Origin of the sequence: Brucella sp. 22210 (assembly GCF_052045675.1) — a bacterium.
Lineage (GTDB): Bacteria > Pseudomonadota > Alphaproteobacteria > Rhizobiales > Rhizobiaceae > Brucella.
On record NZ_JBQEPD010000005.1, the window covers coordinates 26,918 to 40,735 of the forward strand.

Consider the following 13,818-nt stretch of genomic DNA (forward strand, 5'->3'; position numbering starts at 1 on the left):
GATTTCAAGGGGAAAGAATGGTGGGCGATGAGAGACTCGAACTCCCGACATCTTCGGTGTAAACGAAGCGCTCTACCAACTGAGCTAATCGCCCGACTGATTTGTCAGTCGCGTGAGAGCCGTTTAGGCAATTCGTGCGCCAAGCGCAAGAGCAAATTTCGTCAATTCTCACAGTTTCGACCATTTTCTCAAAACGATCGAATTTGACAAGCGATCAGCCCCCATAATTTAGCCAGCTGAGCGAATGTTCCTGAGCTTCAATGAAACCGGGCTTGTCCCGATACGGGTCACCGAAACATAGTGTATCTCGGCTTAAGTAGAGCAGCGCAATGAGCCTAAAAGGCAAATATGACGCTGATTTAAAAATTGGAAGAAATTAATTCTATTATATTACATTTCACTAATTAATCTTTCTTGAATTTTCCCAATTGGTAAAATCGCATTATCTCTCCGTGCATTTGAATCATGGAGAGGAATTATAATGCGTAATATCGTTCGTGTTTCTTTGACCGGCCTGTTTCTCGGGGCAAATCTTGCCGCCGCCTTTGCACAGGCATCGCCTGAACAGATGGAAATGGCCTATAATGCTGCCCGCAATCAGCTGGGCGTGCTGACCTATTGCAAGGACAAGGGCTATACCGATGGTGCAGCCATTGAAATCCAGAACAAGCTGCTAGGAATGATCCCTCCTCCGGCCGACACCTCCAAGGCTGAAGCTGCGGAAGAAACCGGCAAGCAGGGCAAGGTTTCCGCCATGGGTATGGAACAGGATATTGCCACCAGCGCAAAGGCGCAGAATGTTTCCGAAGAAAAGCTGTGCCAGACTATGGCTGACGCCGTGAAGCAGGCTGGCGCGCAGCTCCCCAAGTAAGCGCCGACCCTATCGAAAACGAACCCCGCCCAGTGCGGGGTTTTTGTTCATCTGGCCTTTCGCTGATGGCACAGCCCACCTTAGTTTTAATGCAGTGGCGTCAAGCTTGCTAATTCAGCAATTTATTAAGCATATAAGGCGCTTATCTTCTGTTTACCATGCAACTTAAGAGCGCAAAAAGAATTGCCCGTGTAATTTGCCCCCAGGTCAAGACGACCAGCTAATAAAAGCAGAGTCTCAGGAGCAACACATGTCCAAGCTTTTCTCGCGTTTTCGCAAAAATGAATCCGGTGCAACCGCTATTGAATACGGTCTGATCGCAGCTCTGATCGCAGTCGTCATCATCACTGCAACGACGGCGCTCGGAACGAGTATCAGTGCAAAGTTCACTGAAATCTCGACCGCCATCAGCGCCGCAAAATAATTGCTGTGATCGTCGAACAAAAAAGCCGCCTTTCGAGGCGGCTTTTTTATTTCTAAACAGGAACATCATCCTCACCATCGTATAATTCGGCTCTTAAACATTGCATCCATCGAAACCAAAGCAAGAAACTCGATCATCGCGAAATAGCTATCACTCTGCAATCTTTATTGATTTTGCCGCTTGAAACGCTTTCGGCATACTACCAATTGAATAGGGTTCGCTGAAAAATGGTGCGTTAATTGCTGCGCCGTTTTCGGCCTTTCAAGGAGCGACAGCCATGTCATTAAAATCACTTCTGATCGCCGTCGGCATTGGCATATCGGGACTAACGCTCACCGGGTGCGTGTCTGAAGGCTATTATGGCGGCGGTTATTACGACCCATATTATGTGCAGGGCAGCTATATCGGCACTGGTGTCGTTTATGACAGCGGCGGCTATTACCGCAATTACCCGCGCTATTATCGGGACTCGCGCTACCGCGATTACCGTTATCGGGACCGCGATCGTCGCCCAGACTATAACAGACCGGACCGTCCACGCCCGCCGCAAGGCGAGCGGCCCCGCCCCCCGCAAGCCGAACGACCATCGCAGCCACGTCCGGGAGCTGGTCGCCCTTCGGGCAACAGCGGTCCTCGCGCCTATATCCGACCGAGAGGCGACGAGCCGCGGTAAATCCAAGAATCAAAAAGGCTGCGAATTTCGCAGCCTTTTCTTTTGTCAGAGCTTGATCACATATTCCTTGCGGGTGGTTTCCAGCACATCCCAACTACCCTTGAAGCCCGGGCGGATGACGAAACTGTCGCCGGCCTTGACTTCCCGGCTCGCTCCGCCCTCCTCGCTCACAATGGAGCGGCCAGACAGAATGTGACAGAACTCCCATTCGTCATATTCAATCCGCCATTTTCCGGGCGTGCTTTCCCATATGCCGGCAAAGAGCGTGCCCTCGGCATTTTCTTCCAGATTCCATGTCCGGAATTTGGGATCGCCGGAAAGAACGCGCTCCGGCAAGGGAGCGCCCTCCTCTGGTTCAATGCCTGTCAGGTCAAAGTCGAGAAACCGGCTCATCCGATCAGACCTTCGCCAGAGCCTGTTCGATATCGGCGATGATATCGTCTGCATCCTCGATGCCGATCGACAAACGCACGACATCCGGTCCAGCACCCGCTGCCACCTTCTGCTCGTCGCTTAGCTGGCGATGCGTGGTGGAAGCCGGATGGATAACCAACGAGCGGGTATCGCCGATATTGGCAAGCAGCGAGAACAGGTCGAGGCTGTCCACGAACTTCACGCCTGCGTCATAGCCGCCCTTGAGACCGAAGGTGAAAACCGAGCCCGCGCCCTTTGGCGAATATTTCTGCTGAAGCGCATGATATTTGTCGTGCGGCAGACCGGCATAATTCACCCACGACACCTTCTCATGGCCATGCAACCAGGTCGCAACCTTCTGCGCATTATCACTATGGCGCTGCATGCGGAGCGGCAGGGTTTCGACGCCGGTCAGGATCTGGAACGCATTGAACGGCGAAATCGCCGGGCCAAAGTCACGCAGTCCCAGCACGCGGGCCGCAATGGCAAAAGAGATATTGCCGAAGGTTTTGTGCAGTTCCAGACCGGCATAATCCGGGCGTGGTTCGGTCAGAAGCGGATAGTTGCCCGACTTCGCCCAGTCGAAGGTTCCACCATCGATGAGAATACCGCCCATCGAATTGCCATGACCGCCAATGAATTTTGTCAGCGAATGCACCACAACGTCAGCCCCATGTTCAATCGGGCGCACGAGATAAGGTGAAGCCAGCGTGTTGTCGACGATCAGAGGCAGACCGTGCTTATGGGCGATTTCGGCAATCGCTTCGATATCCACGACAATACCGCCCGGATTGGCGAAGCTTTCAATGAAGATCGCGCGCGTCTTGTCATCGATCTGCTTGGCAAAATCGGTCGGGTTGGTGGCATCGGCCCAGCGCACTTGCCAGCCGAAGGATTTGAAGGACTGACCGAACTGGTTGATCGAACCGCCATAAAGCTGCCGTGCGGCAACGAAATTATCGCCCGGCTGCAACAGCGTATGGAAAACGAGCAGTTGCGCGGCATGCCCCGATGCCGTTGCAACGGCTGCAGTGCCGCCTTCCAGCGCAGCAATGCGCTCTTCCAGCACTGCCGTCGTCGGATTGGTGATGCGCGTATAGATATTGCCAAACGCCTGAAGGCCGAACAGGGCGGCGGCATGATCCGCATCTTCAAACACGAAGGATGTCGTCTGATAGATCGGCGTTGCACGCGCGCCCGTCGTCGGATCCGGCTTTGCGCCTGCGTGAACGGCCAGTGTTTCTATGCCGGGTGAGCGTTTGGACATTTATTCCTCCTGATAACGAATGCCACTCTTTGAGAGCGGACGTTAGGCTTTGCCCCAAAGAAAGCAAAGGAGGAATTTTTCGAGCCACAGCAAAGCGCGGAAATTTATTTCGACTTCAAACGGCTATCCGATCAAACGCGGATATTCGATTGCCGGACAACGGTCCATGACGACTTTCAGCCCGGCTTCTTCAGCGCGCTTGCCCGCCTCCTCGTGAACAACGCCGAGCTGCGTCCACAGAACCGACGGACGCGGTTCCATCGCCAGAATTTCATCGACGATGCCAGGCAGCGAATAAGGCTCCCGAAACACATCGACCATATCCACAGGCTCTTCAATATCGGCCAAACGTGCCACAACGCGCTGACCATGGATTTCCTTGCCGGCCTGCCCCGGATTGACAGGAATGACGTGGTAGCCCTTGGACAGCAAAAACTCCATCACGCCATTGCTCGGCCGTTCCGGCTTCGGCGAAGCGCCAAGAAGCGCAATTGTTTTGACGGATTGGAGAATGTCGCGAATCTGGTCGTTAGACGGATTGTTCATGTCTTTCCTTACCGGCTTCAACTGCGTGACTGTGTTTATCGTTTGCATGAGCGGATGCCGCTTGCAACGCGATGGTTCACGCTTCTATTGCTATAAAGATTGGGAGGACTGGATGAATATCAATATGGCACGACACACAAGCCCAACCCCGGTGATGGATATCGACGACCTGCGCGCCTTCATGAAGCGCGAGTTTCCGCAGCTTGGTGACAGTTTCGAGATTGTTGCAATTGACGAAGGCTCCGCCACGATGCGCCTTCACGCCGACGAGCAACATTTGCGCCCCGGCGGTACGGTCTCCGGTCCTGCCCTTTTCGCGCTCGCCGATGTCGCGGCCTATGCGGCCATACTGGCGCATATCGGGCCGGTCGCGCTTGCCGTGACGACCAATCTCAACATCAATTTTCTGCGCAAGCCTTCGCCCGGCACGGTGGAAGCTGTTGCGCGGCTGCTGAAGCTTGGAAAGCGCCTTGCCGTCCTCGACATCAGCCTGACCGATGGCGTGACCGGCGAGCTGGTGGCCCATGCAACTGCGACCTATTCAATCCCGCCTCGCTAAAACAACTGCAAAAAGATGCGGTATTATAATACCAAATATGCAAGCCATTGATTTTATTATGATTTTAAAATAACCACGCAAAAGCGGGACTTGACGGCGGGGCAGAGTTTGTGTATCGACCCGCCGGAAGCGCGCGAAACTTATCTTTTGCACGCCCGTTCGGGTTGGATCGCTCCAACACAAGCAACAAAAAAAGCCCTGATACAAGATCGGGGATTAGTCTAAGGAAGACTTCAATGGCAACTTTTTCTCAGAAGCCGGCTGAAGTGGTGAAGAAGTGGGTACTGATCGACGCCGAAGGTCTCGTCGTTGGTCGTCTCGCAACTATCGTCGCCAATCGCCTGCGTGGCAAGCACAAAGCAACCTTCACCCCGCATGTTGACGATGGCGACAATGTCATCATCATCAATGCCGACAAGGTTGTTCTGACCGGCAAGAAGTACACCGACAAGGTTTATTACTGGCACACCGGCCATCCGGGCGGCATCAAGGAGCGCACTGCTCGCCAGATTCTCGAAGGCCGTTTCCCGGAACGCGTTCTCGAGAAGGCTATTGAGCGTATGATCCCACGTGGTCCGCTCGGCCGTCGCCAGATGAAGAACCTGCGCGTTTATGCAGGTCCGAACCATCAGCATGAAGCTCAGCAGCCGGAAGTCCTCGACGTCGCAGCGCTGAACCGCAAGAACAAAGGGAATGCATAATCATGGCTGAGCAGCTCAACTCGCTCGAAGAACTCGGCACTGTTGCCAAGACCGAAGCTGCCGCTCCGGTTCACGTCCAGAAGCTGGACGCACAGGGCCGCGCTTATGCCACCGGCAAGCGTAAGGACGCCGTTGCACGCGTTTGGGTCAAGCCGGGTTCCGGCAAGATCACCGTCAACGACAAGGAATTCGAAAAGTATTTCGCACGTCCGGTCCTGCAGATGATCCTTCAGCAGCCGATCATCGCTTCGAACCGCGCTGGCCAGTTCGACATCGTTGCTACCGTTGCTGGTGGCGGCCTGTCCGGTCAGGCTGGTGCCGTTCGTCACGGTATCTCGAAGGCCCTCACCTACTACGAACCGGGCCTGCGCACGGTTCTCAAGAAGGGTGGCTTCCTGACCCGCGATAGCCGCGTTGTCGAACGTAAGAAGTACGGTAAGGCCAAGGCTCGCCGTTCGTTCCAGTTCTCGAAGCGCTAATCCGCTTAGGGCCAGTTCTCAAAGCGCTGGCCCGTTTAAGAATTACCCAAGCGCTCCGGCGCTTGGGGTTACATTTCCAGACGATAATATTCCTGTCGTCTTGATATGCAAAAAAGCGAGCCGCAAGGCTCGCTTTTTTGGTTTCTACGGCCCTCCACCCCCTATTCGAAGGAGGCTCATTTACACTATTCTTATTTCTTTTTATATTTCATTTAATTTTTATTATATATTTCCTGGATAAACATTTTGACAAATATTTCCATTTTAAAGTCCAATATTTTATTGGCTTCATTCGCCTTTTCTCAAATTTTACTTTCTTCGGCGGCTTATTCACAAAGCATAACCGATAATGACGAGAGAACCTATTTTAACAGAGCTATCATCTTCGGCGACAGCTTAAGCGATAACGGTACGTTTGATGATGATGTTACGGCACTCACTAGACACGTTACGACTGATGGACGATTCAGCAACGGTCGCGTCTGGAACGAATACCTCTTCCGAAATCAAAAGCGAGGCACCATATTCGGGTTTAAGTGGGACCCTCCTTTTTTTGGTCGACGTCGTACCGACGATTTTGGTGACAACACCCCAAACCGCGACATCAACGTCAACTACGCCATCGGTGGAACGAAATATCAGAGTGCCGGCCGTGCGAAATCATGGATAATCCCGTCTATTGCGGACGAGGTGAATGAGTTCATTCACGGGAAGAATGCCATCTCCCCTCGCAGCATCGTCTCCTTGAACGCCTCTATCGGGCTGGGGCGAGGCAGTTTCTTGTGCCTGACTTACCTGACTTTTCAAAAATTCCACGCTACGCAAACTCACCCGGCATCCCATCGAAAGCAGCAACAAACGATTTCAATCACGCCATTGCCGACAGTATCGCCGCGTTCAGGAGAAAGCACCCGGATGCCGTGGTCTACGCTCCCCAGATAGGCAATGTGCTCGATATGGTTTTGAAACACCCCAAGATTTTCGGCTTCTCAGATGCCACCAGTAGTTGCGTGGATACACCCTCATGCTTTAATCAACGGCGAGGTTCCGCGATACAGAACGAACATGTATTCTGGGACGACATTCACCCCACCACGCAGACACACAATTACATCGCCAACTATATGCGGGAATATTGGTCCAACCCCGATCTGGCGGGTTTCTACGTCCGGTCTCCCGATGGATTATTCAAAACCGAGCGCAATTTTTTCTTCCCTACATCCGATAGAATCGTAGCGGGCTATCTGGATGGAAACAGATCGCTCTACAAAATGCAGTCTGGAAAACTGACGCTGACGGGAGAGAACAAATATACCGGCAACAGCTTCGTTCTCGAAGGCGGACTGGAGCTTGGCAATGGCGGCAAAACCGGCTCCATCATTGGCGATGTCGATTTGATGCAGAAGGATGCGTTTCTGTCCTTCAACCGCAGCAATGTGCTCAATTTTGATGGCAAAATTACCGGCGATGGCCGTGTACAGCAGGTCGGACAAGGCACCACCGTCCTTAACGGCCAGAGCAGCTATAAAGGACAAACCGACATTTACGCTGGCGAATTGATGGTCAACGGTTCTATCACCTCGCCGGTTCTGGTTCATTCCGGCGGCACGCTAAGCGGCACCGGCTTGACTGGAGGTATAACAGCGGGAAATGGTGCTCATGTCGCGCCGGGCGATTTCCGCACATCCAGCACGAAGACATTGAAAGTCAATGGTGACATCGACCTGAAGGACGGTAGCACGCTTGATATCGGTGTGGGTACCGACGGCAGCACATCTCTGCTCTATGGCAGCAATAGAGCGCAGCTAGCCGGCGGCGTCATGTTTGACGGAGACAAGAAACGCGTCCCGCTGACTGTTGACGAGATTATTGCTCGACTGGGCAAAAGCAGCATCTTCCTGAAAGCAGACAATGGAATCACGGGGCGCTTCAACAAGGTTTCACCGACATATAATTTCATCGGTGAAGAGCTTGATTATAAACAGAATGAAGTTGGCGTCACCTTTGTAAAGCAGGAAAAAAGGTTCTCAGTATACGCAGCAGGCAACCAGCAACGAAATGTTGCCGACGCATTGCAGGCACTCGGCCACGACAACAAGCTCTACAAGAACGTTTTGACGTCACGGGTGGAGGACAATTTGTCGGAAGCCTATACCGAGTTGTCCGGCGATATTTACGCGTCCACACTGACCTCGCTTCTGTACGACAATCAGTTGCCACGCGAAGCCGTCATGCAGCGCATGAACGGCCTGTCGGACAGTCGTTACGGGCGGGCGGTGAAGTCACCAGATGCTCATCTTCAGAACGGTGTCTGGGGACAGGCCTATAATTCCACGGCACATTTCCAGAGCGACGGAGAGGCGCAGGACATGAGCCGCAGTGCCACCGGTTTCATTACTGGTATCGACGGCCATATCTCCGACAACTGGTTGCTGGGCCTCTTTAGCGGCTATATGCAATCCTCACTCAATAGCGGCCTGTCATCCGCGAGTGTCGATAGCTATCAGATCGGCGCCTATGGTAGCTATGTGTGGAATAATGTCAGCCTGACCTTCGGAGGCAACGCAAACCTGCATGATATCGACAGCAAGCGTACGATCCGCTTCAAGGAAATCACCAACGATAATCGCGCAAGCTACAAAGCCAGCAGCTACCAGGGATTTGCCGAGCTGGGTTACAATATAGACACCAAGCTGGTGCTTCTGGAACCCTTCGCGGGGATTTCCTACGCTTACGCGAAAACCAATAGCTTCACTGAAAATGAAGCTGTGACGGCCCTCTCCGGCTCTGGAGCAACCAGCAGCCTGTTGAGCAACTATCTCGGCATCCGTCTTTCGAACAATTATGCAATCTCCGAGAATACCAGCGTCAACACGAAGGTCGCTCTCGGCTGGCAGCACAATAGCTATGCCCAACCGGAAACAATGCTGAGCTTTGGAAACAACCCCGGCTTTATAGTTGCCGGACTGCCCCTCAGTCGCGATGTGCTCTACGCACAGGCCGGTCTGGACTTCAACCTGACGCAGAGAACGTCCCTTGGATTGCAATACCGGGGACAAGTCGCGCACGGGATGCAGGATCACGCGATCAAAGTGAATCTTGCGGTCAACTTCTAACACGCCGCGAACGGGCGGATATCACGTTGCGCATACGGAAAAGCGGGCTTTCGGGTCCGCTTTTTGTTATGGATTTCAGGAATCAGCCAGCAAGGAGCCAGCACGATGTCATCCGACCGCTTTGCCGTCACACCGGAGCCGCCTTATTACGTTGTGACGTTCGCTTCGCAGCGCATTGGTGACGACGATGGCTATGGCGATATGGCGGTGCGCATGGCCGAACTCGCGGCGCAACAGCCCGGATATCTTGGCGTCGAAAGCGCCCGCGATGCGGAAGGCTTTGGCATCACAAACTCGTTCTGGGCGGATGAAGACAGTATTCGGGCATGGAAGCGCGAAGTGGATCATCTCGTGGCGCAAAAGCTTGGTCGCCAGCAATGGTATGAAACCTATCGCGTCCGCATTGGTCGTATCGAACGCGCCTACGGCTTCGATCGGGATTAAAACCTCTTCCCAATTTCTCAACTGACCGGTTATAGAAGTCTGAGCTTCATCGGGAAACGGCCATGCCATCCAAGACCATTGATCACGCATTCACCGCACGCAGCCTGACAAGCGCTGCGACAGACCCGACCCATGCGGGCGTGCTGTCTTTCATGCGGCGCGTCTATACGAAATCGCTCAAAGGCGCGGAAGCTGTTGTCTGGGGCATTCCGTTCGATGCCGCGGTGTCCAACCGGCCTGGCGCGCGTTTCGGCCCGCAGGCCATCCGGCGTGCATCGGCCATTTTCGACAATGACCCGCAATATCCGTTCCAGCGTGATCTGTTCGAAAATCTCGCAGTCATCGACTATGGTGACTGCCTGCTCGACTATGGCAATCATTATAAGACGCCAGCCACGATTGAGCGCGAAGCGGCAAAAATCCTCAAATCCGACGCGTTTTTGCTAACGCTTGGCGGTGATCATTTCGTGACATGGCCGCTTCTGAAAGCCCATGCCGCGAAATACGGCCCGCTGGCGCTGGTGCAGTTCGATGCGCATCAGGACACCTGGTTCGATGACGGCAAGCGGATCGACCACGGTTCCTTCGTTGCCCGCGCAGTGCGCGACGGCATCATCGACCCGGACCACTCCATCCAGGTCGGCATTCGCACCCATGCGCCGGACGATTGCGGCATCAAGATCATTTACGGCCACGAAGTCGAAGACATGACGGCGGCAGAGATTGCCGACGCCATTCTAAAGCGCACGGCTGGCAAGAAGAGCTATCTGACCTTCGATATCGATTGCCTTGATCCCGCTTTTGCGCCCGGCACGGGCACGCCGGTAGCTGGTGGCCCTTCCTCGGCCAAGATGCTGTCGATCCTGCGCAAGCTCACACCGCTTGACTTTGTCGGTGCGGATGTGGTCGAGGTTGCACCAGCTTATGATCATGCCGATATTACGGCTATCGCTGGAGCCACAATTGCGATGTATTATCTGGGCCTGCTGGCAGAACAGAAAGAACGACGATGACGGCGCCGCTTTCGCGCGGTTGAGAAATTGATTCAAGCGGTTGAAAAACCGATTCCGGAATTTGTCGTAACTTTATGAAATCAAAAGGCAAAAGCATGAAACCGAAAATCTTCATCGATGGCGAACACGGCACCACCGGCCTGCAAATCCGCAGCCGTCTGGCCGAGCGCGACGATCTTGAAGTGATTTCAATCCCGGAAGCCGAGCGGCGCAACAAGGATTTGCGCGCCGACTATCTGCGCTCTGCCGACATTGCCATTCTGTGCCTGCCTGACGATGCATCGAAGGAAGCCGTTTCCCTGCTTCGGGACCACAATGCGACCCGGATCATCGATACATCGACCGCGTTCCGTGTGCATCCCGAATGGGCTTACGGCTTTGCCGAACTCGCCCAAGGCCAGCGCGAGCGCATTGCCGAGGCGCGCCTTGTCGCCAATCCGGGCTGCTATCCGACTGGCGCGATTGCGCTTGTACGCCCGCTGCGTGACGCTGGCCTGTTGCCGTCTGACTATCCCGTTAGCGTCAATGCCGTTTCCGGTTATACGGGCGGCGGCAAGCAGTTGATTGCCCAGATGGAAGACAAGAACAATCCGGACTATCTGGCCTCCAACAACTTCCTTTACGGCCTGCCACTGCATCACAAGCATGTGCCGGAATTGCAGTTGCATGGGCGCCTTGACCGTCGCCCGATCTTCAGCCCGAGCGTCGGACGTTTCCCACAAGGGATGATCGTGCAGGTTCCGCTGTTCCTGAATGAGCTTGAAGGCAGGCCATCGCTTGCAAAGGTTCACGCTGCCTTGAGCGCGCATTATGCCGGTCAGGACATCGTCGAAGTCGTACCTCTGGAAGAAAGCGCCAAGCTTCCCCGTGTCGATGCGGAAGAGCTTGCTGGCAAGGATGGCATGAAGCTCTTTGTCTTCGGCACCGAAGGCGACGATCAGGTCAATCTGGTCGCCCTGCTCGACAATCTCGGCAAGGGCGCTTCGGGCGCGGCTGTGCAGAACATGAACCTCATGCTCGACAAAGCCTGATGACGATTGAACCGGTATTCCCCGTCGAATGGAATATCGGTTCGTTCGAACCACTGGCGGATACGCATTCAAGCCTCGTCTGGAAGGTCGAACGTATCGATCATCCGGGCGAGGTTTTTGTTATCAAGCAGTTGAAACCAGCCGGGCTGGAGGAAATGCGTGGCGCACATTATCTGCGCTGGCAGGATGGACACGGCGCGGCGCGGCTGTACGATCTTAAAGGCACGTCGATGCTGATCGAATATGCGGGCAGCTATCATCTCGATCAACACCTCAAAAGCGGCCAAGACGCGGATTGTCTGGTAATCTTCGGGCAAGTTCTGGCCGCACTGCATACGCCCTCGCCCGAGCCCGTGCCGTCAGATCTGCAACCGCTCGACAGGCATTTCTCCGGCCTTTTTGCCGTTGCAGACCAGACGCCGCTCTACGCGGAGGCCACAGCGCTTGCAAAGCAGCTCCTGGCGACACCGCATCAGCCTATTCCGCTGCATGGCGACATTCATCACGAGAATATCCTGCGAGGGCCGCGCGGCTGGCTTGTGATTGATCCACACGGGTTGATCGGCGATGCGGCTTTCGATGCCGCCAATATTTTCTACAATCCACTGGATCGTGACGATCTTTGCCTCGACCTTGACCGTGCAAAGCACATGGCCGAGCATTTCGCGCCGATCATCGGTCGCGCGCCGTCCTATATTCTCGATTATGCCTTTGCCTATGGCTGTCTTTCAGCCGCTTGGCACCGCGAGGACAGCAATCACGCTGACGAAGCGCGGGAGCTGAAGATCGCCACCGCGCTGAGATATTTGCGCCAGACGGCCTATCCCGCGTAAGCGCCCTTCGTGGCGCGCCAATGCGCAACCGCAAAAGCCAGCACGATCAGCGCAACGAACTGATGCGTCAGGCCCATATGCAGCGGCACACTCATCAGCAACGTTCCGATACCGATGACAGCCTGCACCAGCACGAGGCCGAGCAGCACAATCGTCCGTCGCGCATGGGTCGTACCCGGCGCATCTTTCCAGACCTGAACGGCGTGGAGAACGGTGAGAACCAGAACCGTATAGGCAAACATGCGATGCACGAACTGCACGGTTTTCGGGCTTTCGAACAGATTACGCCACCATGGCGACTGGATGAACAGATCGGATGGGATAATCGCGCCATCCATCAAGGGCCAGGTGTTGAAGGTGAGACCAGCATGCAGCCCGGCCACCAGACCACCAAGATAGATCTGCACCAGAACGGCAAAGACCAGCCATCCGGCAAAGCGCTGCACCGACCGCTCCGCCGGGCGCTCCGTATAGGTCACAAGGCCTCTCGCAATGTAGAAGACCGCCGCAATAATCACGCAGGCTGTGGTGAGGTGGATCGCAAGCCGGTATTGGCTGACGCTGGTAAGCTCGCTGAGACCGGACGCGACCATCCACCAGCCAATCGCGCCCTGAAATCCGCCCAACGCCAGAAGACCCAGCATACGGTATTTCAGTCCACCTTTCAGACGACCCGTCGCCCAGAAGAAGATCAGCGGCACGGCCACGAGAAAACCGACAAAGCGGGCCAGCAGGCGATGCGCCCATTCCCACCAGAAAATATACTGGAACTCTTCAAGGGCCATGCCCTTGTTGATCTGCTGATATTGCGGGATCTGGCGGTATTTATCGAACTCTTCCACCCATTCCGCATGGTTGAGCGGGGGAATAACACCGTGGATCGGCTTCCATTCGGTGATGGACAGGCCGGAGCCGGTCATACGGGTGGCGCCGCCCACCATCACGATGACGATCAGCACAACGAAAACCGCATAAAGCCAGTAACGCACAAGGCGCCGGTCGCGTTCGTCCTTCGACGTTCTTGAGCTTCGCTCTCCGCGCTGCGCCATCGATGCTGCCGTCATGCCGTTCATCCTTCAAAACATCTGAAGGGATACATGCAGCATCGACCCGTGAGTTACAAGGCAAGCCCACGCGACATGCCGCCGCGTTTTTTGCCCTTTCGCAGACAGGGTACAGCGGTTAGTGATGGTGCGGGGAAAAGGAGAGACGCAATCATGCCCGTAAGGCTGAAGAAACTGATCGGCACATTTCTGCTGGTAACGCTGGTCATCGTCTATGCGATTCTGGCCACGATCATCGCCGTCGCGCATCTCGGCAATTCTCCGGCATGGGTGCATCTGCTCTATTTCATAGCGTCGGGCCTGCTTTGGGTTCTGCCTGCCATGGCGATTATCTGGTGGATGGCGCAGCCCCCACGTAAAAAGCAGCTCTGACATTATTCCGA

Annotated in this window: 16 protein-coding genes and 1 tRNA gene; 12 read left to right on the forward strand and 5 right to left on the reverse strand. The window is 54.7% G+C overall.

Annotated features, from left to right (window positions below; genetic code table 11):
• Positions 1-18: 18 nt before the first annotated feature.
• Positions 19-94 (reverse strand) — tRNA-Val (locus tag ACTJKP_RS08650).
• A gap of 387 nt (positions 95-481) precedes the next feature.
• On the opposite strand from ACTJKP_RS08650, the gene ACTJKP_RS08655 reads away from it, so the two are divergent.
• The 3 genes from ACTJKP_RS08655 to ACTJKP_RS08665 all read left to right on the forward strand — a co-directional run bounded on the left by ACTJKP_RS08655 (position 482) and on the right by ACTJKP_RS08665 (position 1,968).
• Positions 482-871 carry a pore-forming ESAT-6 family protein gene (locus ACTJKP_RS08655; protein ID WP_440630352.1) on the forward strand — a complete coding sequence of 130 codons (390 nt, stop codon included), beginning with the start codon at positions 482-484 and terminating at the stop codon, positions 869-871.
• 250 nt (positions 872-1,121) lie between these two features.
• Positions 1,122-1,295, forward strand: coding sequence for a Flp family type IVb pilin (locus ACTJKP_RS08660; RefSeq protein ID WP_440630353.1), 174 nt, complete (start codon positions 1,122-1,124; stop codon positions 1,293-1,295).
• 277 nt (positions 1,296-1,572) lie between these two features.
• Positions 1,573-1,968: a hypothetical protein gene (locus tag ACTJKP_RS08665; RefSeq protein WP_440630354.1), complete on the forward strand. Its 396-nt coding sequence runs from the start codon at positions 1,573-1,575 to the stop codon at positions 1,966-1,968.
• Between the two features lie 45 nt (positions 1,969-2,013).
• On the opposite strand, the gene ACTJKP_RS08670 is transcribed toward ACTJKP_RS08665, so the two are convergent.
• The 3 genes from ACTJKP_RS08670 to ACTJKP_RS08680 form a co-directional block, all read right to left on the reverse strand.
• Positions 2,014-2,361, reverse strand: a complete 348-nt coding sequence (locus tag ACTJKP_RS08670) for a cupin domain-containing protein (RefSeq protein ID WP_151591298.1) — start codon at positions 2,359-2,361, stop codon at positions 2,014-2,016.
• 4 nt (positions 2,362-2,365) lie between these two features.
• On the reverse strand, positions 2,366-3,649 hold the full coding sequence (locus ACTJKP_RS08675) for an O-acetylhomoserine aminocarboxypropyltransferase (protein WP_151591296.1): 1,284 nt from the start codon (positions 3,647-3,649) through the stop codon (positions 2,366-2,368).
• A gap of 123 nt (positions 3,650-3,772) precedes the next feature.
• Positions 3,773-4,195: a CoA-binding protein gene (locus ACTJKP_RS08680; protein ID WP_440630355.1), complete on the reverse strand. Its 423-nt coding sequence runs from the start codon at positions 4,193-4,195 to the stop codon at positions 3,773-3,775.
• Positions 4,196-4,307: 112 nt separating this feature from the next.
• On the opposite strand from ACTJKP_RS08680, the gene ACTJKP_RS08685 reads away from it, so the two are divergent.
• From ACTJKP_RS08685 to ACTJKP_RS08720, 8 genes are all read left to right on the forward strand, one after another.
• Entirely contained in the window at positions 4,308-4,754 is a 447-nt protein-coding gene (locus ACTJKP_RS08685; RefSeq protein WP_440630356.1) for a PaaI family thioesterase, read from the forward strand.
• A 236-nt stretch (positions 4,755-4,990) separates the two neighbouring features.
• Complete coding sequence (gene rplM / locus ACTJKP_RS08690) at positions 4,991-5,455, forward strand: 50S ribosomal protein L13 (RefSeq protein ID WP_078340528.1); 465 nt, start codon at positions 4,991-4,993, stop codon at positions 5,453-5,455.
• Between the two features lie 2 nt (positions 5,456-5,457).
• Positions 5,458-5,934, forward strand: coding sequence for a 30S ribosomal protein S9 (gene rpsI / locus ACTJKP_RS08695; protein ID WP_078340527.1), 477 nt, complete (start codon positions 5,458-5,460; stop codon positions 5,932-5,934).
• 782 nt (positions 5,935-6,716) lie between these two features.
• Positions 6,717-9,050 (forward strand): autotransporter domain-containing protein, encoded by a 2,334-nt coding sequence (locus ACTJKP_RS08700; protein ID WP_440630357.1) that lies wholly within the window; start codon positions 6,717-6,719, stop codon positions 9,048-9,050.
• 105 nt (positions 9,051-9,155) lie between these two features.
• A complete protein-coding gene (locus ACTJKP_RS08705) occupies positions 9,156-9,494 on the forward strand; it encodes an antibiotic biosynthesis monooxygenase family protein (RefSeq protein WP_078340525.1) in 339 nt (112 codons plus the stop codon).
• A 62-nt stretch (positions 9,495-9,556) separates the two neighbouring features.
• Complete coding sequence (gene speB / locus ACTJKP_RS08710) at positions 9,557-10,507, forward strand: agmatinase (protein ID WP_440630358.1); 951 nt, start codon at positions 9,557-9,559, stop codon at positions 10,505-10,507.
• A gap of 95 nt (positions 10,508-10,602) precedes the next feature.
• Complete coding sequence (gene argC, locus ACTJKP_RS08715; RefSeq protein ID WP_440630359.1) at positions 10,603-11,538, forward strand: N-acetyl-gamma-glutamyl-phosphate reductase; 936 nt, start codon at positions 10,603-10,605, stop codon at positions 11,536-11,538.
• Positions 11,538-12,371, forward strand: coding sequence for an aminoglycoside phosphotransferase family protein (locus ACTJKP_RS08720; RefSeq protein WP_440630360.1), 834 nt, complete (start codon positions 11,538-11,540; stop codon positions 12,369-12,371). The genes argC and ACTJKP_RS08720 overlap by 1 nt, the downstream gene beginning before the upstream one ends.
• Here ACTJKP_RS08720 and ACTJKP_RS08725 read toward each other — a convergent pair.
• Positions 12,359-13,435 carry a COX15/CtaA family protein gene (locus tag ACTJKP_RS08725; RefSeq protein WP_440630361.1) on the reverse strand — a complete coding sequence of 359 codons (1,077 nt, stop codon included), beginning with the start codon at positions 13,433-13,435 and terminating at the stop codon, positions 12,359-12,361. The two genes, ACTJKP_RS08720 and ACTJKP_RS08725, sit on opposite strands and share 13 nt — an antisense overlap.
• 153 nt (positions 13,436-13,588) lie before the next feature.
• Between ACTJKP_RS08725 and ACTJKP_RS08730 the strand changes: the two genes are divergently transcribed.
• Positions 13,589-13,807, forward strand: a complete 219-nt coding sequence (locus ACTJKP_RS08730; RefSeq protein WP_078340522.1) for a DUF2842 domain-containing protein — start codon at positions 13,589-13,591, stop codon at positions 13,805-13,807.
• Positions 13,808-13,818: the final 11 nt, after the last annotated feature.